The sequence below is a fragment of the Enterobacter sp. MGH 37 genome, from assembly GCF_000534515.1.
Lineage (GTDB): Bacteria > Pseudomonadota > Gammaproteobacteria > Enterobacterales > Enterobacteriaceae > Enterobacter > Enterobacter kobei.
The window spans coordinates 1,468,285-1,487,986 of sequence record NZ_KI973205.1; the positions used below are offsets into that span (position 1 = coordinate 1,468,285).

The window sequence follows — 19,702 nt, forward strand, 5'->3', positions numbered from 1 at the left end:
GCGGTCAGCGAACCGGCCGACACACTTCCAGCACCTTCTCCCTGAGCCACCGGTGCGCGGGATCCTTTTCCATGCGCGGATGCCACATCTGTGAGACGGTAATGCTCCGGGTTTTAAACGGCAGTTCAAAGACGTGTACGCGTTCTGACATGGGCTGATTGAGCAAATACAGCGCCGGGACCATGGCAATCAGATCGGAGGCCAACGCCACGGATAACGCCGTCGGGAAACCGGGCACAACGCTGGCGACGTTACGTTTCATCCCGCGTTCCGCCAGCGCGTCATCGACAAACCCGTGTAACGATCCGTCGGGCGAGGCCACCACATGCCCCCAGGAGATATAATCCTGCAGGCTAACTGACGGGCGCGAAGCCAGTGGATGCCCCTGGCGCACTGCGCCAACAAACCTGTCCTGAAACAGCCGTTGCAGACGTATTTCAGGCCCCATATTGCTCTGCACGCCGATTTCCAGATCGACAAGCCCCTCTCGCAGATAGCGCGATGTTTTTTCAGGTTTCGGGGAGAAACGGATACAAACGTCGGGGGCAACACTCGCGACTGCGGCAATAAGCAGTGGCCCAAACGCCACCACAAAACCGTCGTTGGCTCTGATGGTGAACAGGCGCGCCAGATTCTCGACCTTCAGCGTATCGCTGGAGGGCTGGAGCACCGCCCTCGCCTCGTGTACGGCGTTGCGGGCGCGATCCCGTGTGGCTTCCGCCCAGGGGGTCAGCACCATCTGACGACCCGCCCGAACCAGAATAGGATCGCCGGTGACCTCCCGCAGCCTGCTCAGGGTTCGGCTCATGGCGGAGGTGCTCAGGTTTAAGCGTCGCGCCGCGCCCGCCACGCTGGCTTCGGCCAGCAGGACATCGAGCGCGACAAGCAGATTAAAGTCAGGATCGGTCACGAGGAATCCTCAGATAAGGCGTTATATGCAACGATTAAGTGCAAATGCTGCGTCTTCCGCCCTGTATACCTGATGATTATAGTTTCGTCATTACTATTCTTTTTCTGGAGTAACGACGATGACGCTATTTTCAAACCTGCCCGGCGATGAAGGTTTATCCGGGCATGAGCGCGCCCGGGTCCTGGCCGCCGTGATGACCACCACGCTGATGGGGGTCTTTGACGGAACGATGATCAACATCGCGCTCCCCTCCATGGCAAGCGCAATGCAGGTTCCTGCCAATGTTGCTGTCTGGTTCGCCAACGGTTATTTGCTGTCAGCGGCCATGACCCTCGCCATCTTTGCCGCGCTGGCGGCGCGCGTGGGCTATCGCCCGGTGTTTCTGGCCGGGCTTGCTACCTTTACGCTTACCTCTCTCGGCTGCGCGCTGGCGAAGACCCCGGATGTGCTGATCGGAATGCGTATTCTGCAGGGCATCGGCGGCGCGGCCACCCTGAGCATCGCCCCGGCAATCCTGCGATCCGTTTTTCCCGGCAGACTGCTTGGCCGCGTTCTGGGGCTGCACGCCCTGCTTATCGCCTCCAGCACGGCGATAGCCCCGGTGCTGGGCGGAACGATACTGAACGCGCTGAGCTGGCAATGGCTGTTCGCCATTAACCTTATTCCAGGCTGCATCGCCCTGCTGCTGGCATGGCGCGCTTTACCGAAGGAATCAGCGGGTGATAAATCCTCCTTTGATGCGCCAGGCGCGGTGCTCTCCGCAACATTTCTGGGAGCCACGGTCATGACGGCTAACAGTCTTCAGCGCGTCACGCAGCACATTAATCACGAAGCCATCGGCTGGGGACTTCTCGCGCTGATGAGCGCCCTCGCCTTTATCTGGCGGATTCGGCGGGCAAGTCACCCTTTATTGCCGCCCGTCATATTCAAAAACGGACGCTTTACCCTCGCTGCGCTAACCTCGCTGGCCTCGTTTGTGAGCCAGGGCATCACCTTTGTCGCGCTGCCGTTCCTGTTTCAGAGCGTGTATGGCTACAGTCCCGTGGTTTCTGCGCTGCTCTTTACCCCGTGGCCGATAGGTATTGTGCTGATTGCGCCGCACGCGGGGCGTTGGGCAGATACGATTTCCGCGCCGCTGATTTCGACCCTCGGGCTTATGATATTTATCGGTGGGTTGGTTCTGCTGGCGACCCTGCCTGAAAGCCCATCCGTATGGAACATCTGCCTGCGCAGCCTGGTTTGCGGGATAGGGTTTGGCTGCTTCCAGAGCCCCAATAACCGGGAAATGCTCGCTAACGTGACGCGGGACTATGCCAGCTATGCCTCCGGCGTGTTGTCTATCGTCAGGACATTCGGCCAGTGTCTCGGCGCCGCTACGGTGGGCGTGCTGCTGGCGGCAACACCCGGCCAAACCCTTGATGACCGGATCGTGCATGTTGCGCTGTGGATCGCCGTCATAGCCTCGACGGGCGCCGTGTTGTTTAGCGCGAGCAGGCTGCGCCCGGCGGCGCTACGCTTGCACGGGCCTACAAGATAATATGCAATATATTGATTTTAATGAACAATGTAGGCCGGGTAAGCGCAGCGCCACCCGGCAAGAAAGGCGTATCGTTTATTTACTCCAGCGCCAGCAGCGCAAAGCTCGCCAGCCAGTGCCCGCCGCTGTAGTGGCTGCCGACAACATGCTCTACGCTTGCCATCAGGTGTTTCGCCACCGAATCACGCAGCGCCTGCTGCGCCGGATGGTTTGCGGGAAGCGCTTTTGCGATATGCTTCATACACCAGGCGCGGCTTAGGTTTAACCCGTCCAGATGGGCAATTTTCGGGTCGGTACGGTCACTCACTTGCGCCGGGCTCATCAGGGCTGCAACGGCGCCCACCTCCGGCAGAAACGCGTCGAACCAGGCCGGGAAGTCCTCTGCCACCTTGCTCATCAGCAACGCTTCTGTCAGCGCACCGGAAATATACTCATCACCGCCGGGCTCGTAGTGCGCCGGGTAGCGCGTGTCGGCGAGATAAAACCGTTCCGCTGATGCCAGAATAGCCTGCTCAAGCCCGCTGTCACTCACTGTACGCGCATAGTCGAGCGCCAGCGCCAGAGCAAACGCCGTGTTGTAATGCGTCCCGACGCGGATCGGATAGGTGAGCTTGCCGAGGTAATCCACCAGACGATTGCGAATATCCTGCGTTAACGGTTCAAGCGTCTGATACCAGCCTGCGGCCTGCGGCAGCGACGACTGTTTCAGTTCCTGGGCCAGCGCCAGCAGCCAGCCGTAGCCATACGGGCGCTCAAACGAGGCGCGGAACGGCGCAGTAAAATAGGCCAGTTCCTTAGCCACGTTCTCTTCGGTTAGGTGCTCGTCGAATAGCGCGACGATTTCTTCCCGGCACGGCAATTCTGGATAGAGACGCACGCAGCGCAGCAGCAGCCAGTAGCCGTGCACGGCCGAGTGCCAGTCAAAACAGCCGTAGAAAATCGGGTGCAGTTCGCGAGGCGGCAGAACATCCCCATCATCATTCAGCAGGTGCATGATGTGGTTCGGGTATTCCTGGCGCAAATAGGTTAAAGGCATTCGGGCAAACGCGTCAGCCTGTTGTTGCGTTAATTCCATAACCGCTCCTTAGCGAAAAACGAGGAAATACATTAAGAACACGTTCACCACCAGCAAGGTTAACGCGGTCGGGATCTGGATCTTGATTACCTGATATTTGTCCTTCAGCTCCAGCAGCGCGGCGGGCACGATATTGAAGTTCGCGGCCATCGGCGTCATCAGCGTGCCGCAATACCCTGCGTACATGCCAATCGCCAGCAGCGGTGCCGGGTTACCGTGATGCACGTTAATCAGGAACGGCAAGGCGATACCGGCACTCAATACCGGGAAAGCGGCAAAGGCGTTACCCATGATCATGGTAAACAGCGCCATCCCCACGCAGTAAATCACCACCAGCATAAAGCGGTTATCCGGGTTCACAAACAGGCTCACCACCTTTTGCACGGAGTCACCGGTATTGGCCGCCACGAATACCCCACCCAGCATGGCCAGCATCTGCGGCAGGATCACCGCCCAGCCGATGGTATCGACAAGACGGCGAGACTGGCGAATCGCGTGCAGCGGCGTGCCCTTCGTCAGCCACCAGCCGGTGAGGATCGCCGCGACGCAGGCCACGCACAGCGCCGCAAGGGTGAGCTGTTTCTGGTCGAGAAGATAAACGCCGCCAATCGACACGCCCTTCAGGAACAGCGTCCCGATCACCGTCACCACGGGGATCATCAGCGCAGGCAGGAACAGCCAGTTTTTGAGGCGGTTTGACGAGGCAACCCGTTCCTCATCGGAGGCCATTTTGTAGTGCCCCTTTCCGACAAGACCAAAGCCCGCCAGCAGCGCGATAACGATAACGCTGCCGCCGATGATCCGGTACGCCAGCGATTTGCCGAGCTCCTGAACCATCAGATCACCGAACAGGAAAATCCCGCCGAATAAAAACCAGAAAAGCGCCGTGGTGAAACGCTTCGGATTCGCACGATCGCGCAGGGTCATGACCACCAGCAACATCACGACGAAGCCAATCAGGTAGTACACGCGGTTAATGGTGATAAGCGTCATCATTGCGCGGCCCCCTGCGTTGCCTGCTCTGCACGCCAGGCCATCACGTCACGACGGATACTGGCATCCAGGCGCAGCAGGCGTGTCATATGAATAATCAATGCCGCAATGGCCGTCGGAATGGCCCACAGGCCGATATGGAGCGGTTCAATCCCCTGAATGCCGTTCTCTTTCAGGAACGCGTCAATCAGCAGCACTGCACCAAAGGCGATAAAAATGTCTTCCCCAAAGAAGACCGCGATATTGTCACACGCGGCGGCATGGGCTTTGATTTTGTCGCGGATATGCTGCGGCAGTTCACCATACTCGTTCAGAGCGGCCCCTTCAGCCATCGGCGCCAGCAGCGGGCGTACCGTCTGGGCATGCCCGCCCAGCGACATCAACCCCAGCGCGGCCGTGCCTTCACGGGCGACAAAGTAGAGCATCAAAATACGCGCCGAGGTGGCGCTGGCGATCTTCGCGACCCAGGCCTGGGCGCGCTCTTTTAGCCCGTAATATTCCAGCAGACCAATGACCGGCAGGATCAGAATGAAGGTCGCGAGCGATCGGCTATTGACGAACTTCTCGCCAAAGGTCTCAAGCAGCATGCCGAAATCCATACCGACCAGCAGACCCGTCGCCAGCCCCGCGACCACGACCACCAGTAGCGGGTTGAAGCGCAAAGCAAAACCAATAACCACGATCGGTATCCCGATCAGCGGCAACAGCGTAGAACCGTCCATAACGTTTACCCTATCGAAAGTGAGCGTTGCGCGCCGACGGCTATTTTTTTAATTTGCGGCGAGCGATGTTGTGTTTTCGTCAGGCTTTGCAAAACCTGCGCTAAAAAGCTATATCTGAACCTCAAAAACATGTAAACAATTTATCAATAAAATGTTCTTATTTTATCGATGAGTTTACATTTCTGACTAAGGAACGTTATGACCTCAGAAAAGCGTGCTTCACCCCATCACGACGACATCAACGATGGCCGGATCGTCTCGTCCCGCCATCTGGTGTCCGAGCGCTGCGCGGAACTGTCAGAGCTGGAATACGCGCTGATCATGACCAGCAACGCGTTCAACAAATGGATGGTGCGCTGCATGACGGCTGCCGGCGAGCCCGATATGGGCGCCTTTGATGTCTCACTTCTGCACCATGTGAACCACCGCGACCGCAAGAAAAAGCTGGCTGATATCTGTTTTGTTCTCAACGTGGAAGATACGCATGTGGTGACTTATGCCCTGAAAAAGCTGGTTAAAGCAGGCTACGTGACAAGTGAGAAAGCGGGTAAAGAGCTCTTTTTCTCCACCACGGAGGAAGGTAAAGCGTTATGTATGAAATACCGCGACGTGCGGGAGGCGTGTCTGATCGCGATACATGCGGAGAGCGGCATTGCCGGAAAATCCATTGGCGAAACCGCGCAGCTGTTACGCACGATTTCCTCCCTGTACGACACCGCCGCCAGGGCGGCGGCATCACTGTAAACTCAGGGCCGTCGGAAAAGAGTAATGCTGCGTCCGGCCAGCTCGAATTCTACCGCTTCGGTGATCGCCTTCCCGGTCACGGCGTCATCGGCTGTAGACAGCTCCAGCACCCATCCCCCTTCACCAAACTGTGGGATCTGGAATGCCACGCTGCCTTCAAACGGGTTGAACAGCATGAGCACATCGTGCCAGATCCCCTCTTCCTGTTTGAGATCGGGCCTGCTGATGGACACCCCGAGCGTCGAGCCCTCATCCCACTGCTCTGCCTGCTGCGGACCGCCGCCGGCGTTAAACCAGCGGATCTCCAGCCCGTCGCGCCAGCTTTCACGACGCAATAACGGTTGCGCGGCACGAAGCGCAATCAAACGTCGGGTAAACTCGCGCAGCGCAGCGTCGTTCTCGGAGAGTCCTTTCCAGTCGATCCACGAGATCTCACTGTCCTGGCAGTAGCCGTTGTTGTTGCCCTTCTGCGTGCGGCCAAACTCATCGCCGGCCAGCAGCATTGGCGTACCATGGGAAAACAGCAGCGTGGTCAGGAAATTACGCTTCTGCCTTTCGCGGGTAGCAATAATATCCGGGTTCTCCGTCGGCCCTTCTTCGCCATAGTTGTATGAACGGTTATCGTTATGGCCATCATTATTGTCTTCCCCGTTGTCGGCGTTATGCTTCTCGTTGTACGACACCAGGTCATTCAGCGTAAAGCCGTCATGGGCGGTGATGAAATTAACGCTGGCCCAGGGGCGACGCCCGCGCAGATCGTACAAGTCACCGGATCCCAGCAGACGGGCGGCAAAGTCGTTAGAGACGTTATCCCCCTTCCAGTACTCGCGTACGGTGTCGCGGTATTTGTCGTTCCATTCACCCCAGCCTGGCGGAAAACCGCCCACCTGATAGCCGCCGGGGCCGATATCCCAGGGTTCACCAATTAGCTTCAGTCGGGATAAAACCGGATCCTGGGTCATGGCGTCGAAAAAGCCGCCGCGCGGATCAAACCCTTCCGGCTCGCGGCCCAGTATCGTTCCCAGGTCGAAACGGAAACCGTCAATATGCATCGACTCCGCCCAGTAGCGCAGCGAATCCATCACCATCTGCAGCACACGCGGGTGAGAGGTATTGACCGTGTTCCCCGTTCCGGTGTCGTTGATGTAATACCGGTGCTGGTCAGGCAGTGTGCGATAATAGCTGTAGTTATCAATGCCTTTAAACGAGAGCGTGGGGCCAAGCTCATTGCCTTCCGCCGTGTGGTTATACACCACGTCGAGAATCACTTCGATGCCAGCATCATGATAAGCGCGCACCATATCGCGAAAGCCCTGGATCCCCGCCGGGCCGAAGTAGCGCGACGCCGGCGCAAAAAAGCCCAGCGTGTTATAGCCCCAGAAGTTTTTCAGACCGCGGTCGAGAAGATGTTGATCGTCCGGGAACCAGTGAACAGGGAGCAGCTCCACCGAGGTGATGCCGAGGCTTTTGATGTAGTCCACGGAGGCTTTATGCCCCATCCCCTCAAAGGTGCCCCGCAGTTCGGGAGGAATTGCCGGGTTCATCTGGGTAAACCCTTTTACGTGGCTTTCATACACCACGGTGTTCGGCCAGGGGATAGTGGGTCGGTTAGTGTCCTGCCAGTCACAGGCGTTCGGGTCGATAACCTTACATTTTGGCGTGAACGGCGCGCTGTCACGGGTATCAAAACTCAAGTCTAATTCGTCATGCCCCAGCGCATAGCCGAAATGGGCCTCGTTCCAGTCGATATCACCCACCAGTTCGCGGGCATAGGGGTCGATAAGCAGTTTATGCGGGTTGAAGCGATGACCGTTTTCCGGGTCATAGGGGCCGTAGACGCGATAGCCGTAAAGCGTACCGGGCTTCAGATCCGGCACATAGCCGTGCCAGACTTCGTGGGTATATTCAGGAAGCTCGAGCCGGGCGATTTCCGTTTTCCCGGAGGGGTCAAACAGACAGAGCTCCACCCGCTCAGCGTGAGCGGAGAACAGCGCGAAGTTGACCCCCTTCCCGTCATAATTTGCACCCAACTGCTGGCCATGACCGGCCCGAATTTCAAACGTTGTATCCTTTGCCATTTTCGTTCTCCACGATTATTCGCAGGTAAGCAGAACCAGTACACATCCCTTTTCCGACGTTAAATCCAGCGTCTCTTGCAGCATGCGGCTTTCACCGCTGAACAGATCCCGATAGCGTTTTCCTGCCAGCGCCTCGGGTATCGCCACCGTGGTATTGCCCCACAGCGTGCGGTTATCGGTGACGCCAAAAACCAGTCGCGGCACGGCAACAATCAGCACCTCGCCGTCTTTCACCCGCGCATAGACAATCAGATGCTCCTCCCGATCGCCGGACACTTTAAGCGGCAGCCAGTCGCCATAGCGAAACAGCCCGGGATAGTGTGGACGCAGACGCAGGAGCGTAGCGGTGACAAACTGCTTCACCCTTCCGTCCTGCCAGCACGCCGGGTTTTCAAACATACCGGCATTCGCCACGCTGAGGTTTTGCACCAGCGTCGGAAAGTCCGGCTCGCGGCGGTTATCCGGATCGACAAGGCTAACGTTAAGCGCCTCGCTGCCCTGATAGATATCCGGCACGCCGGGCGCCGTCAGCTTAATCACCGTCTGGCTGAGGCTGTTCATCAGTCCGGCGCGGATAAAGGGCCGCATGGACTCGCTGAAATCATGCAGAAACAGCGTGTTGTCAGGTGAAAGCAGGTGCCGGGCATAGCGCAGCACCACGCTCTCATAGCTCTCGTTGCTGTCGATCCAGTCTGTGCGCTGTTTCGCCTCGCGCAGCGCTTTTTCGAGGAAAGCGATAAAACGCGCCTCCAGCGAGGCAAGCCCGTCGGCGTCGTCCGGCGACAGCGTGGCCGGCCAGACGCCTGCCAGCGCCTGATAGATCATCCACGTGTCGGCGGCGTTTGGCGCGGTACCGTCATTGAGAAACCGCACCTGGGTCTGGTTCATCTGGCGCCAGCGGGCCAGATTTTCGCCCCACTGTTCCGGGGCCTCCGTCAGGGTGTAAAGCCGGGCCCGGGCATCTTCCCCGCGCTTGGTATCGTGCGTGGAGGTGCCCAGCAGCGCATCGGGCTGACGGGCCAGACGAATGCGCATCTCCTGATGAAAGCGGGATAGCGAGAACGCGCGCGGCGTCGGGTCGGCGCCCACTTCATTAAGCGCCAGCTCCAGGTTATGACGAAAGAACAGCGTGTCTTCAACGGACTTCGCCATCAGCGGCCCGGTCAACTGCTGAAAGCGGGTTCTGAAAAGCGCGGCGGACTCGCGGCACTCTTCCGGCAAGTCGCCGGTAAGAATGCGGACTACCAGGCTCAGGGCGGCTTCGGATGTCTCTACGCTGCCGACCACGCGGTTAAGCAGCGCGACATCTGGCGGGGTTAACCCCTCCCGGGTGCCGTAGGTGCGGTACACCGGAAAGGCGATAAGCAGCTCGCGTAACGCGTGGTGAATATCATCGCGTTGCAGCGCAACGTCATTGCGGCGGGCCAGATCGTCTGCAAGATTAAGCAGCGTGGTGAACTCGCCCTCAAAATTACGATCGGTCATCAGGCCTTTCGCATCGCGCAGTTCCGCGTGGCGATCGACCGTTACCCCCAGCGTCTCGTCGTGAATTTTTTCCAGACGCGACAGGTTATCGTCGTCGACCAGCACTTCCGCCAGCGAAGCGATAAATTCGTACCCGGTAGTACCGGAGACGGGCCACTCGGCGGGAAGCTGTTCTCCTTTAGCGAGAATTTTCTCGACCGTGATATAACAGTCCGGTCCGGTTGCCTGCCGCAGGCGCTGCAGATAGCCCAGCGGATCGGCCAGACCGTCGATATGGTCGATCCGCAGACCGTCCACCACACCCGCGTGAACCAGTTCAAGGATGAGGCGATGCGTATCGTCGAATACCGCGTCATCTTCAACCCGCACGCCCACCAGACCGGTAATCTCAAAGAAACGTCGCCACGAAAGCTGTTTCGGCGCTTCCCGCCAGGACATCAATCGCCAGCTTTGTGCTTCATGCAGTTCCGCAAGGCTCTTATCCTCGCTGAACGTGCCCGGGTTGAGCGGATATGCGGTGTCATAATAGATCAGAGCGGCTTTTTTTGTGACAGGGTCACGTTTTAAAGTAATGGCCCCCTTCTCCAGCTCCGCCTCAAAGGTGTCCCCGAGAAACGGCAGCGTCAGCGGGCGAGACCCGTCGATATCGAAATAGCGGAAATAGCGGCTCTGCTGTCCGTACTCAATCACGTCCCGCCACCAGGTGTTTTCCAGAGAGGTCGACATATGGTTAGGGACAATATCCAGTATCAGCCCCATGCCGGCCTGCTTAAGCGCCGCGGACAAGCGGTCGAAACCTTCGCGTCCGCCGATCGCAGGGTCTATTTCATTCGGGTTGGTGACGTCATAGCCGTGCGTGGAATCCGTTGTGGCAGTAAACACCGGGGAGGCATAAAGGTGGCTGATGCCGAGGTCTTTCAGATAGGGTACCAGCCCGACAACGCGATCGAAGGTCATGCCATTACGGAACTGTATACGGTACGTGGCGGAAGGGATCATAACGATGCTTCTCCATCAGCAAAGCGAACGACAATACTGTTCGGCGGCAAAATGTCGGTTACCTCCGGCCAGGCGAAGCGCGTCTCCCCCGGGAGAGCGGGCGGTTTGACAGATTTATTGCCGATATTAAGCGCCAGCGAAAGCGTTCCGGACGGGAAGCGCCAGCTTACGGCCACCATCCCGGGCGCCGTCCCGATCACCTTGCCCTCGACGCGACTTCCCTCATGCAGAAGCGGAACGATATAACGATGACGCAGCGTAAGCAGATGGCGCGTGAAGCGGAGCCACGTTTTGCCGTCGTCGGTGGCAATTTTATTCCAGTCAAGCTTTGAGCGGACAAAGGTGTTCACGTCATTCGGGTCCGGGACAGCGTCATCGTGCCCGGCATGGCCAGTAAACTCTTTTGCGCGCCCTTCCCGCACCGCGTCGGCCAGATCGCCGTGAAAATCGGTGAAGAACAGGAACGGATGTGATTCACCAAACTCCTCGCCCATAAACAGCAGCGGGATATGGGGGGAAAGCAGTAGTGCAGCAAGCAGCACACGGGTTTTATTGGCACCTGCGAGGGTGATAAGCCGCTCACCATGGGCGCGATTCCCGGTCTGATCGTGGTTCTGAATAAAATCAACGAAGAACTGCGGTGGCTGCGTGTGACACTCCACCCCGCGGGACTGGCCGGTTTGCAGCGAAACCTCGCCCTGGTAGACAAACCCTTCTGCCAGCGCCCGGGCGAATTTTTTCTCTGGTTCAAACGCAAAATCCTGGTAGTACGCGTGCGTCTCACCGGTGGCAAACACGTGAGCCGCGTTGTGGAAATCATCATTCCACTCAGCGGTAAACAGCGGCGTATTGCCGTGCTCATCACGCGGATGCAGGAAAATGACGTTGCGGCTGTCTTCCGTGGTCAGGTGAACATGACGGTTCGGGATCGCCTCACGGATCTTCTCTGCAATTTCCTGGAGAATATGCGTCTTCGAGCTGTCTTTAATCTGGTCGATGGCATCAAAACGCAGGCCGTCCAGGCGGTACTCGGTCAGCCAGTAGAGCGGCGCATCGGTAATGTAATGTCTTACCGGCTCGCGCTCGTAGGCGATTCCGTTGCCCCAGGGCGTCATCCGCTCTGCATCGAAAAAGGCAGGCGACAGCAACGGGAGATAGTTGCCTTCCGGGCCGAAGTGGTTGAGTACGATATCCAGCACCACGGAAAGCCCAAGACCGTGCGCGGCATCGATTAACGCGTGGAAATCCTCTGGCGTACCGTATGCGGCGTGCGGAGCATAAAGCAACACACCGTCGTATCCCCAGCCGCGGGATCCGCCAAACTGAGACACGGGCATAACTTCAAGCTGGGTAATACCCAGTTCTGCCAGGTAAGGGAGTTTTTCAATCGCGGCCCGGAAGGTCCCCTCCGGGGTAAACGTGCCAATGTGCAGTTCATAGATAACCGTCTCTTCCCACGGCCGCCCTGACCAGTCCCGGTTAACCGGCTGATAACGTCGGGGATCGATAACGATGGAGGGGCCGTTAACGTCTCTCGCCTGTGCGCGAGACGCGGGATCGGGCACCGTCATGCCGTCCTGCAGGACAAACTGATACTCTGTGCCGTGCGTAACGCCCGGAACGTCTGCCTGAAACCAACCGTTACCCACTGCCGTCATCGGCACGTCGGTGACGGCCAGACGTAGCGTCAGCGCTTTCTGTCCTTCTGCCCAGACGCGAAAACGTACAACGTCATCGGAAATAAACTCAGCACCCCACTGCTTTTGAAATGTCCTGAATTCCATTCATTGTCCTCGAATGACCCACATTTTACGCGGAACGAAGTACAAGCTTAGTTCAGGATTAAAAGTATGTTGGCTCAGCGGATTTAACCGCTTCGTCTATTCTTTATGAACTCACTCACTACCGGGAATACTATGCAGATTCGAAAAGGATTAAATACCGACCTCGTACGCCTCGAATGTTGTGACTTCTCTTTCACCGTTAACCACATTGCACGAGAGCCTTTTCTCCATTGTGATTTGCATATTGAAGCTATCGCCGAGCCCTGGATAAAAACCTACGAGCTCGATATCCAGACACTTGAAAATCATTGTGTTAACCCGGACGCCATATTTCTTGTTGCAGAAACGGACGAGGGTGAAATAGCCGGCTTTATTACTGCATCAATTGGCTGGAATAAGTTTATCTCGGTGGATTACATAGCCGTAGATCGTACAAAACGCAGAACCGGCGCAGCACAAAAACTGATGGCCGCCGCGCACGTGTGGGCGCGAAGCGTAAACGCGCCCGGACTGCGGCTGGAAACCCAAAATGTGAACGTCTCGGCCTGTCTGTTTTACCGAAACTACGGTTTCACCCTGGGCGGATACGACCGTTATCTGTACAACGCTTTACCGGAAAAAGACGAAGTTGCCCTGTTCTGGTATTACATGCTGGTGTAGAGGAAACTCGCTGCTCTACGGCCGCTATGAGTAAGATGAGCACTTTCAAAGGAGACGCGTATGCTTACCATGAAAAAACTTGCTCTTTCCACGCTGATGTCCAGTTCACTGCTTTTCTACCCTGTGCTGCAGGCTTCGGCAGAAACGCCCCAGCACGTCGTTAAACAACCGGCGGGCGGTTACCGCGTGCAGGTCGGCGATGTCATTGTCACGTCTTTTACCGACGGAACCGTCGCGCAGGATCTGCATAAGCTGCTGCGCCGGACAACGCCGCAAAAGATTGATGCGCTGCTCGCGAAAAATTTCCAGACCAACCCGGCCGAGGTCTCCATTAACGCGTTCCTGATTGCGATCCCCGGACATAAAATTCTGGTGGATACCGGCTCGGGCCAGCTCTTTGGTCCTGATGCGGGTGGACGCCTGGTTGAAAGCCTCGCCACGCAAGGGGTTAAACCCGAGGACATTACTGAAGTCCTGCTGACCCACGCCCACTCCGATCACGCGGGCGGTCTGGTCAAAGACGGCAAGGTGGTATTCAGCAACGCACGCGTTTTCGTTGGCAAACCCGACGTCGACTTTTTCTTTAACGACGATAATCAAAAGAAAACCGGCTACGGCAAGAACTACTTTGACGTCGCGCAGAAGACCTTAAAGCCCTATCTTGACGCCGGTAAAGTGGTGCCTTTTAGCGGCACGGCTGAGATTCTTCCGGGGCTGACCGGCACGGTTCATCCCGGCCATACGCCGGGTTCAGCCTTCTACACGCTGACAAGCAAAGGCGAGAAGATCACCTTTGTCGGCGACATCATTCATGCCGGGGCGGTCCAGTTCCCGCAGCCTGGTGTGACCATCACCTACGATGAAGATCAGAACAAAGCGGCAAGCGTGCGCGAACAGGCGTTTGCGGACTTTGTGAAAAACAGAGACCTGATTGCCGCGCCCCATCTGCCGTTCCCGGGTATCGGCTATGTCACCAAAGGTGAAAACGGTGGCTATGCCTGGGTTCCCGTTACCTATACCAACCGGGACGCCAGCAGCGTGAAATAAGCGGATGACGCCGTCAGGTGTGCTCGAGGGTCACCAGAAATTTTTTAAGCACTTCTGAGCGAATAATTCGGTGGCACACCAGCGTCAGTTCGCTTTCCCTGAGACGGTCGAGAATGTCCACGTAAACGACATTCTCGACACTCACTGCCTTTGCTGACGCAGGCAGCAACGCCAGACCAAATCCCGCGGAGACCAGGCTTATCACCGTGGGAACATCCGTCGCATTCTGCACTACGTCCGGCTGGAAACCCGCCCCGCTACAGACGTCATAAAAGTACTGCTCCAGCCCCATGCCCTCCGGATCGCGAAGCGAGATCCATTTTTCATCCTTCACTGACGCGAGCGTCAGAGCGGAAGAGTCGGCCAGAGGATGCTGGCGATACAGCGCCAGCACCGTTTTTTCTGAGGTGAACGGCCGGCTTTGCAGATCGTCAGGCAGCGATGGCAGCGGTGCCCGAATAATCGCCACATCCAGCTGGTTACTTTGCACGGCGGCATAGAGCGTCTGCACATTGCCCGTCATCAAAGACATGGTTATCGCCGGCCAGCGGCTGTGCATCTGGCGCAGTGCAGCGGGCAGCTTACCGTCGAACATCGCACTCGACACGCATCCCAGGTTTAACACCCCCTGCTCGCCTCTCGCCGTTTGCCTGGCGTCCAGTACCGCCTGCTCAGTCAGGGAGATGGCGAGCCTGGCCTTCACCAGAAACGCGTCGCCCGCGGGCGTCAGGGTTAAGCGACGGTTCGCCCGGCTAAAGAGCGTGACGCCTAAACGTTCTTCCAGCGCCTTTATCTGCTGGCTCAGCGCCGGTTGCGCCATGTTTAAACGCTCGGCGGCCCGGTGCATGTGGAGTTCTTCGGCAACGACAATGAAATGGCGCATCTGACGAAACTGCACGGGAGACTTCCTTTTTTGATAATAAATTTATTATCAATTTAGCAGTAATGATGCAATTGATGCTATGGGTCATTGTCGTAAAAATGGAGGTATTCAACCGAGGGAGGAAAATATGGAAAACTCAGTCAACGATCTCAGAAGTGCCATCGCCTTACTGCAGCGCCACGAAGGCCAGTATATTGAAACCGATCATCCCGTCGATCCTAATGCAGAGCTGGCAGGTGTGTATCGTCATATTGGCGCGGGCGGTACGGTAAAAAGCCCGACCCGCACGGGGCCGGCCATGATGTTCAACAGCGTGAAGGGCTATCCGGGCTCGCGCATTCTGGTGGGCATGCACGCCAGCCGTGAACGCGCGGCACTTTTGTTAGGCTGTGCGCCTTCTGAACTGGCAAAACATGTCGGTCAGGCGGTGAAAAAACCGGTCGCACCCGTTGTCGTCCCGGCCTCGCAGGCCCCTTGTCAGGAGCAGGTCTTCTACGCTGACGATCCGGACTTCGATCTGCGCAAACTGCTGCCAGCACCAACCAATACGCCGATTGATGCAGGCCCGTTCTTCTGCCTGGGACTGGTGCTGGCAAGCGATCCGGAGGACAGCTCGCTGACGGATGTCACCATCCACCGCCTTTGCGTGCAGGAGCGCGATGAGCTATCCATGTTCCTGGCCGCCGGTCGCCATATTGAAGTCTTTCGCAAAAAAGCGGAAGCGGCCGGAAAACCGCTGCCGGTGACGATCAACATGGGGCTCGATCCCGCTATCTATATCGGCGCGTGTTTTGAGGCCCCCACCACACCGTTTGGTTACAATGAGCTGGGCGTCGCCGGGGCGTTGCGCCAGCAGCCGGTCGAGCTGGTACAGGGCGTGGCGGTAAAAGAGAAAGCCATCGCGCGGGCGGAAATTATCATTGAAGGCGAACTGCTTCCCGGCGTGCGCGTAAGAGAAGATCAGCATACCAACACCGGCCACGCGATGCCGGAATTCCCGGGCTACTGCGGTGAGGCGAACCCGTCTCTGCCCGTGATCAAAGTAAAAGCGGTGACCATGCGCCATCAGGCTATCCTGCAAACGCTGGTGGGCCCCGGAGAAGAACATACCACCCTGGCCGGTTTGCCGACGGAGGCCAGCATCCGCAATGCGGTTGAGGAGGCGATTCCGGGCTTCCTGCAAAACGTCTATGCGCATACCGCGGGTGGCGGTAAATTCCTGGGTATTTTGCAGGTGAAAAAACGCCAGCCGTCAGATGAAGGACGCCAGGGCCAGGCAGCACTTATCGCGTTAGCCACCTATTCGGAGCTGAAAAACATTATCCTTGTCGATGAAGACGTGGATATTTTCGACAGCGACGACATCCTGTGGGCGATGACCACCCGTATGCAGGGCGATGTCAGCATCACGAATATTCCGGGGATCCGCGGTCACCAGCTGGATCCGTCTCAGTCGCCGGATTACAGCAACTCAATTCGCGGAAACGGCATCTCCTGCAAGACCATCTTTGATTGCACGGTGCCGTGGGCGCTGAAGGATCGCTTCGAGCGCGCGCCGTTTATGGAGGTTGATCCGACACCGTGGGCACCTGAACTGTTTAAAGACAAAAAGTAAACGAACGTTCCTCTTTCTTCACCCCTCGGGGGTGAAGAATTTCACGCTTAAATTGCCGCTTCCCCTGCTTTCTTGTACCCTTTCACCGGTAACTCCACCCCCACAAAAATTGAGACATCCGGACACCTATGACTGCACACATTTCTAACGATCCTTTGCATGGCGTCACGCTGGAGATGATGGTCAACGCCCTGGTGGCGAAATATGGCTGGAGCGAGTTGGGTGACCGCATCAAAATTAACTGTTTCAGAAAAGACCCCAGCGTTAAATCGAGCCTGAAATTTCTGCGCCGTACCCCGTGGGCACGCGCGGAGGTCGAAGCCCTGTATCTGGATTCCCTCCACGACGAGGGACATAAAGAACAGGAGGCACCCGCCTTTAATCCCTGGGCTAACAGTCGGATTATCAAGAGCTAATACGCAAATGACGCGACACGTAAAACGGATCGGTGCGCTGGCTGGCTGCGCACTTTTACTTGTAAGCTGCTCCTCAAAACCACCAAAATCATTAGTTACCCCGCTCCCCACCGTCAGCAAACCGACCCAACAGGCAAACGAGCCGATGCGCGGGATCTGGCTTGCGACCGTCTCTCGCCTCGACTGGCCACCGGTGGCCTCGGTGAATGGCACCAGCGCTGACCAGCGCATCGCAATGCAAAAGCAGGCGCTTATCGCCAAGCTCGATAACCTTAAACACCTTGGGATTAACACGGTGTTTTTCCAGGTAAAGCCGGACAGCACGGCACTCTGGTCATCAAAAATATTACCGTGGTCAGATATGCTGACGGGCAACATCGGCGAATATCCGGGATACGATCCGCTTCAGTTTATGCTGGATGAAGCGCACAAGCGCGGTATGAAAGTCCATGCCTGGTTCAACCCGTACCGCGTGTCGACCAACACGAAGCCGTCAACCATCGCTGCCCTGAACCGGACGGCGTATCAGACCCCGTCCAGCGTCTATGTCCAGCACCCGGAGTGGGTACGCGTCTCGGGCGATCGCTTCGTGCTCGATCCCGGCATTCCGGAAGTGCGCGACTGGATAACCCGTGTCGTCACGGAAGTCGTGGCGAACTACCCGATAGACGGCGTGCAGTTTGATGATTACTTTTATGCCGAATCACCGGGATCCGCGCTGAATGATTCTCAGACTTACCGGCAGTACGGACAGGGATTTGCCTCTAAGGCCGACTGGCGAAGACACAACACGCATCAGCTGATCGTTCAGGTTTCCCGCGCGATAAAACAAACCAAACCCGACGTTGAGTTTGGCGTCAGCCCGGCTGGCGTGTGGCGTAACCGCTCCTTTGACCCGGCAGGCTCCGACACCCGGGGTGCCGCCGCCTACGATGAATCCTACGCCGATACGCGTCAGTGGGTGCAGCAGGGCCTGCTGGACTACATCGCCCCGCAGATTTACTGGCCCTTCTCCCGGGATGCCGCGCGCTATGACGTACTGACCAAATGGTGGGCCGACGTCGTGAAGCCGACCCACACGCGTCTGTACATCGGCATCGCGTTCTACAAAGTGGGCGAACCGTCGAAAAATGAGCCGGACTGGACGGTTCAGGGCGGCGTGCCGGAACTGAAAAAACAGCTCGATCTCAATGATTCGCTGCCCAACGTCAACGGCACCATCCTGTTCCGGGAAGACTACCTGAACAAGCCGCAGACGCAGCAGGCGGTCAACTATCTCAAAGGACGCTGGGGTAGCTAACCGGAAGACCGGGCAGAAACGTCCTGTTTCTGCCTGCGTTCTTTACGGCTTCGGCCCGAACATCGCTTCAAGCTGCTGCGCGTCCGGCATCCCGACAACCTGCTGCAGCTCATTTTCCGCGTTCATATAGTATATGGCCGGGGTGGCGTTGGCCCCCAGACTGTCCATCAGCGCCTGGTGTTTCTGCAGGATCGCTACCGTTTCGCGAGACCCTTCCCCCTCAGGTTTCGGTAACTTTTTGCCACCGGAGAGCTCGTATTCGCGCCAGGCCGAGACCGGATCTTTCGCATTCAGGATCGCGGCAGCGTTACGTCCGCTGTTAGGGTTAAGAAACGCCACCAGCAGCGTATTCAGCTGGACCTTGCCCGCCTTGACCCACGGCTGCGCCTCTGACCAGAACTGCTTGCAGTACGGACAGAACGGATCGGCGAAGACGAAGACTTTGCGCGGCGCGTTATCCGCCCCTTCCTTCAGGGGATGCGCCGCGTTGAGCGTCTTCCACATTTCGCGTCCCATCGGGGCATAGATCTCTTTCTGGAAATACCCCTCGCTGAGGTTTTTCCCTTTGTCATCGTACAGATAGCCCGAAATCACGTGCTTGCCGTCCGGGGTTAAAAAGAGCGTCACCCCCATGTCCTGATATTGCCCCAGCCAGGCCGGCGCGCCGCCGGGAGCATCCAGCTTCTTGATGATTGTAATGTTCTGCTGCTCGCTGAAGTGCTTAACCACATCCGGTATAGCGTCAGCCGCCTGAACCAGCCCTGAGGTCGCCAGTGCCGAAAGTAACAGTAATTTTTTCATATCCCTCTCCGGTTTATCGGGGGCATCACGCCCCCTTCAGGTTAGCGGTTTTTCAGCGCGTCGCTGACGATTTCATCGAACTGTTCAAAAGGCACCCAGCCGGGCAGCAATCCCTCACCAATCAGCGTGGCGGGCGTACCCTGAATGCCCATTTTTTCCGCGACAAGCAGGCTGCGCTTGATCGTCATCAGACTCTCCTCATCAGGCGTGGTAACGCTGACCCCTGCCCGTTTCTGCGCTTCCTGAATGCTGGCGTCATCGTGGTACCCCTTTTTAGCCATCAGGGTATTGTTCAGTTTCATAAACGCCCCGGGATCCTGACGCCAGAGCGTGAGCGCATCGCGCGCCGCGGTCAGCGAACTTTCCGAGCGGTAAGGTAAAAACTTAAACACCACGGCGACATCGGGATGTTTTTCTACGATCTTCTCCAGATAGGGGTCGAATTTCTTGCAGTACGGGCAGTTGTAGTCGGTAAACACCACCAGGGTGAGCTTCGGATTTTTCGCGCCGATACGCGGGGAATTCGGATCGTTAAACAGAAAATCTGCGATCATCTTCTGCGCACGTTGCTCCTGATCTGGCGTCAGCGGCTGAGCGGCCATCGCCTGAGCCGAGGCCAGCAGGAGCATCAGCGTGATAAGGAATTTTTTCAT

The 19,702-nt window shown here is 57.3% G+C and carries 17 protein-coding genes; 7 read left to right on the forward strand and 10 right to left on the reverse strand.

From position 1 onward, the window contains the following. Positions 1-4: 4 nt before the first annotated feature. Positions 5-910: a LysR family transcriptional regulator gene (locus L383_RS16690; RefSeq protein ID WP_014883862.1), complete on the reverse strand. Its 906-nt coding sequence runs from the start codon at positions 908-910 to the stop codon at positions 5-7. Positions 911-1,028: 118 nt separating this feature from the next. Between L383_RS16690 and L383_RS16685 the strand changes: the two genes are divergently transcribed. Continuing rightward, positions 1,029-2,447 carry an MFS transporter gene (locus tag L383_RS16685; RefSeq protein ID WP_023330439.1) on the forward strand — a complete coding sequence of 473 codons (1,419 nt, stop codon included), beginning with the start codon at positions 1,029-1,031 and terminating at the stop codon, positions 2,445-2,447. A gap of 79 nt (positions 2,448-2,526) precedes the next feature. On the opposite strand, the gene L383_RS16680 is transcribed toward L383_RS16685, so the two are convergent. From L383_RS16680 to L383_RS16670, 3 genes are read right to left on the reverse strand one after another with little or no spacing between them, the layout of a single operon-like run. Next, complete coding sequence (locus L383_RS16680; RefSeq protein ID WP_023330440.1) at positions 2,527-3,522, reverse strand: DUF2891 domain-containing protein; 996 nt, start codon at positions 3,520-3,522, stop codon at positions 2,527-2,529. A gap of 9 nt (positions 3,523-3,531) precedes the next feature. Beyond that, a complete protein-coding gene (locus L383_RS16675; protein ID WP_023330441.1) occupies positions 3,532-4,518 on the reverse strand; it encodes a DUF979 domain-containing protein in 987 nt (328 codons plus the stop codon). Continuing rightward, entirely contained in the window at positions 4,515-5,237 is a 723-nt protein-coding gene (locus L383_RS16670; protein ID WP_014883866.1) for a DUF969 domain-containing protein, read from the reverse strand. Before L383_RS16670 ends, L383_RS16675 begins: the two co-directional genes overlap by 4 nt. A 198-nt stretch (positions 5,238-5,435) precedes the next feature. Here L383_RS16670 and L383_RS16665 point away from each other — a divergent pair, with 198 nt between their 5' ends. Further along, positions 5,436-5,981: a winged helix DNA-binding protein gene (locus L383_RS16665; protein ID WP_014883867.1), complete on the forward strand. Its 546-nt coding sequence runs from the start codon at positions 5,436-5,438 to the stop codon at positions 5,979-5,981. A gap of 2 nt (positions 5,982-5,983) precedes the next feature. On the opposite strand, the gene glgX is transcribed toward L383_RS16665, so the two are convergent. From glgX to treZ, 3 genes are read right to left on the reverse strand one after another with little or no spacing between them, the layout of a single operon-like run. Beyond that, complete coding sequence (glgX, locus tag L383_RS16660; protein ID WP_023330442.1) at positions 5,984-8,059, reverse strand: glycogen debranching protein GlgX; 2,076 nt, start codon at positions 8,057-8,059, stop codon at positions 5,984-5,986. A 15-nt stretch (positions 8,060-8,074) separates the two neighbouring features. Beyond that, positions 8,075-10,543 (reverse strand): malto-oligosyltrehalose synthase, encoded by a 2,469-nt coding sequence (treY, locus tag L383_RS16655; RefSeq protein ID WP_023330443.1) that lies wholly within the window; start codon positions 10,541-10,543, stop codon positions 8,075-8,077. Then, positions 10,540-12,327, reverse strand: a complete 1,788-nt coding sequence (gene treZ / locus L383_RS16650) for a malto-oligosyltrehalose trehalohydrolase (RefSeq protein WP_023330444.1) — start codon at positions 12,325-12,327, stop codon at positions 10,540-10,542. The genes treY and treZ overlap by 4 nt, the downstream gene beginning before the upstream one ends. Positions 12,328-12,459: 132 nt before the next feature. On the opposite strand from treZ, the gene L383_RS16645 reads away from it, so the two are divergent. Beyond that, the gene (locus L383_RS16645; RefSeq protein WP_023330445.1) at positions 12,460-12,987 is read left to right on the forward strand and encodes a GNAT family N-acetyltransferase; all 528 of its coding nucleotides are present in this window, start codon (positions 12,460-12,462) and stop codon (positions 12,985-12,987) included. Between the two features lie 60 nt (positions 12,988-13,047). Next, on the forward strand, positions 13,048-14,034 hold the full coding sequence (locus L383_RS16640; RefSeq protein WP_023330446.1) for an MBL fold metallo-hydrolase: 987 nt from the start codon (positions 13,048-13,050) through the stop codon (positions 14,032-14,034). A 13-nt stretch (positions 14,035-14,047) separates the two neighbouring features. Here L383_RS16640 and L383_RS16635 read toward each other — a convergent pair whose 3' ends face one another. Next, positions 14,048-14,932: a LysR substrate-binding domain-containing protein gene (locus L383_RS16635; protein WP_023330447.1), complete on the reverse strand. Its 885-nt coding sequence runs from the start codon at positions 14,930-14,932 to the stop codon at positions 14,048-14,050. Between the two features lie 112 nt (positions 14,933-15,044). Between L383_RS16635 and L383_RS16630 the strand changes: the two genes are divergently transcribed. The 3 genes from L383_RS16630 to L383_RS16620 all read left to right on the forward strand — a co-directional run bounded on the left by L383_RS16630 (position 15,045) and on the right by L383_RS16620 (position 18,248). Next, positions 15,045-16,532 (forward strand): UbiD family decarboxylase, encoded by a 1,488-nt coding sequence (locus L383_RS16630; protein WP_023330448.1) that lies wholly within the window; start codon positions 15,045-15,047, stop codon positions 16,530-16,532. 128 nt (positions 16,533-16,660) lie between these two features. Next, positions 16,661-16,948, forward strand: coding sequence for a VF530 family protein (locus L383_RS16625; protein ID WP_014883875.1), 288 nt, complete (start codon positions 16,661-16,663; stop codon positions 16,946-16,948). Between the two features lie 7 nt (positions 16,949-16,955). Continuing rightward, positions 16,956-18,248: a glycoside hydrolase family 10-like protein gene (locus L383_RS16620; protein WP_023330449.1), complete on the forward strand. Its 1,293-nt coding sequence runs from the start codon at positions 16,956-16,958 to the stop codon at positions 18,246-18,248. Positions 18,249-18,290: 42 nt separating this feature from the next. Here L383_RS16620 and dsbG read toward each other — a convergent pair whose 3' ends face one another. Both dsbG and L383_RS16610 read right to left on the reverse strand, forming a co-directional pair. Continuing rightward, positions 18,291-19,049: a thiol:disulfide interchange protein DsbG gene (gene dsbG, locus L383_RS16615; RefSeq protein ID WP_014883877.1), complete on the reverse strand. Its 759-nt coding sequence runs from the start codon at positions 19,047-19,049 to the stop codon at positions 18,291-18,293. A gap of 41 nt (positions 19,050-19,090) precedes the next feature. Further along, positions 19,091-19,702, reverse strand: a complete 612-nt coding sequence (locus L383_RS16610; protein WP_023330450.1) for a DsbA family protein — start codon at positions 19,700-19,702, stop codon at positions 19,091-19,093.

Excerpts from the sequence above, each read along its gene's own strand:
- L383_RS16685 (WP_023330439.1), top strand. The coding sequence starts at position 1,029 with ATGACGCTATTTTCAAACCTGCCCGGCGATGAAGGTTTATCCGGGCAT.
- L383_RS16665 (WP_014883867.1), top strand. The coding sequence starts at position 5,436 with ATGACCTCAGAAAAGCGTGCTTCACCCCATCACGACGACATCAACGAT.
- L383_RS16640 (WP_023330446.1), top strand. The coding sequence starts at position 13,048 with ATGCTTACCATGAAAAAACTTGCTCTTTCCACGCTGATGTCCAGTTCA.
- treY (WP_023330443.1), bottom strand. The coding sequence starts at position 10,543 with ATGATCCCTTCCGCCACGTACCGTATACAGTTCCGTAATGGCATGACC.
- L383_RS16670 (WP_014883866.1), bottom strand. The coding sequence starts at position 5,237 with ATGGACGGTTCTACGCTGTTGCCGCTGATCGGGATACCGATCGTGGTT.
- dsbG (WP_014883877.1), bottom strand. The coding sequence starts at position 19,049 with ATGAAAAAATTACTGTTACTTTCGGCACTGGCGACCTCAGGGCTGGTT.
- treZ (WP_023330444.1), bottom strand. The coding sequence starts at position 12,327 with ATGGAATTCAGGACATTTCAAAAGCAGTGGGGTGCTGAGTTTATTTCC.
- glgX (WP_023330442.1), bottom strand. The coding sequence starts at position 8,059 with ATGGCAAAGGATACAACGTTTGAAATTCGGGCCGGTCATGGCCAGCAG.
- L383_RS16620 (WP_023330449.1), top strand. The coding sequence starts at position 16,956 with ATGACGCGACACGTAAAACGGATCGGTGCGCTGGCTGGCTGCGCACTT.
- L383_RS16630 (WP_023330448.1), top strand. The coding sequence starts at position 15,045 with ATGGAAAACTCAGTCAACGATCTCAGAAGTGCCATCGCCTTACTGCAG.
- L383_RS16645 (WP_023330445.1), top strand. The coding sequence starts at position 12,460 with ATGCAGATTCGAAAAGGATTAAATACCGACCTCGTACGCCTCGAATGT.
- L383_RS16680 (WP_023330440.1), bottom strand. The coding sequence starts at position 3,522 with ATGGAATTAACGCAACAACAGGCTGACGCGTTTGCCCGAATGCCTTTA.
- L383_RS16610 (WP_023330450.1), bottom strand. The coding sequence starts at position 19,702 with ATGAAAAAATTCCTTATCACGCTGATGCTCCTGCTGGCCTCGGCTCAG.
- L383_RS16675 (WP_023330441.1), bottom strand. The coding sequence starts at position 4,518 with ATGATGACGCTTATCACCATTAACCGCGTGTACTACCTGATTGGCTTC.
- L383_RS16625 (WP_014883875.1), top strand. The coding sequence starts at position 16,661 with ATGACTGCACACATTTCTAACGATCCTTTGCATGGCGTCACGCTGGAG.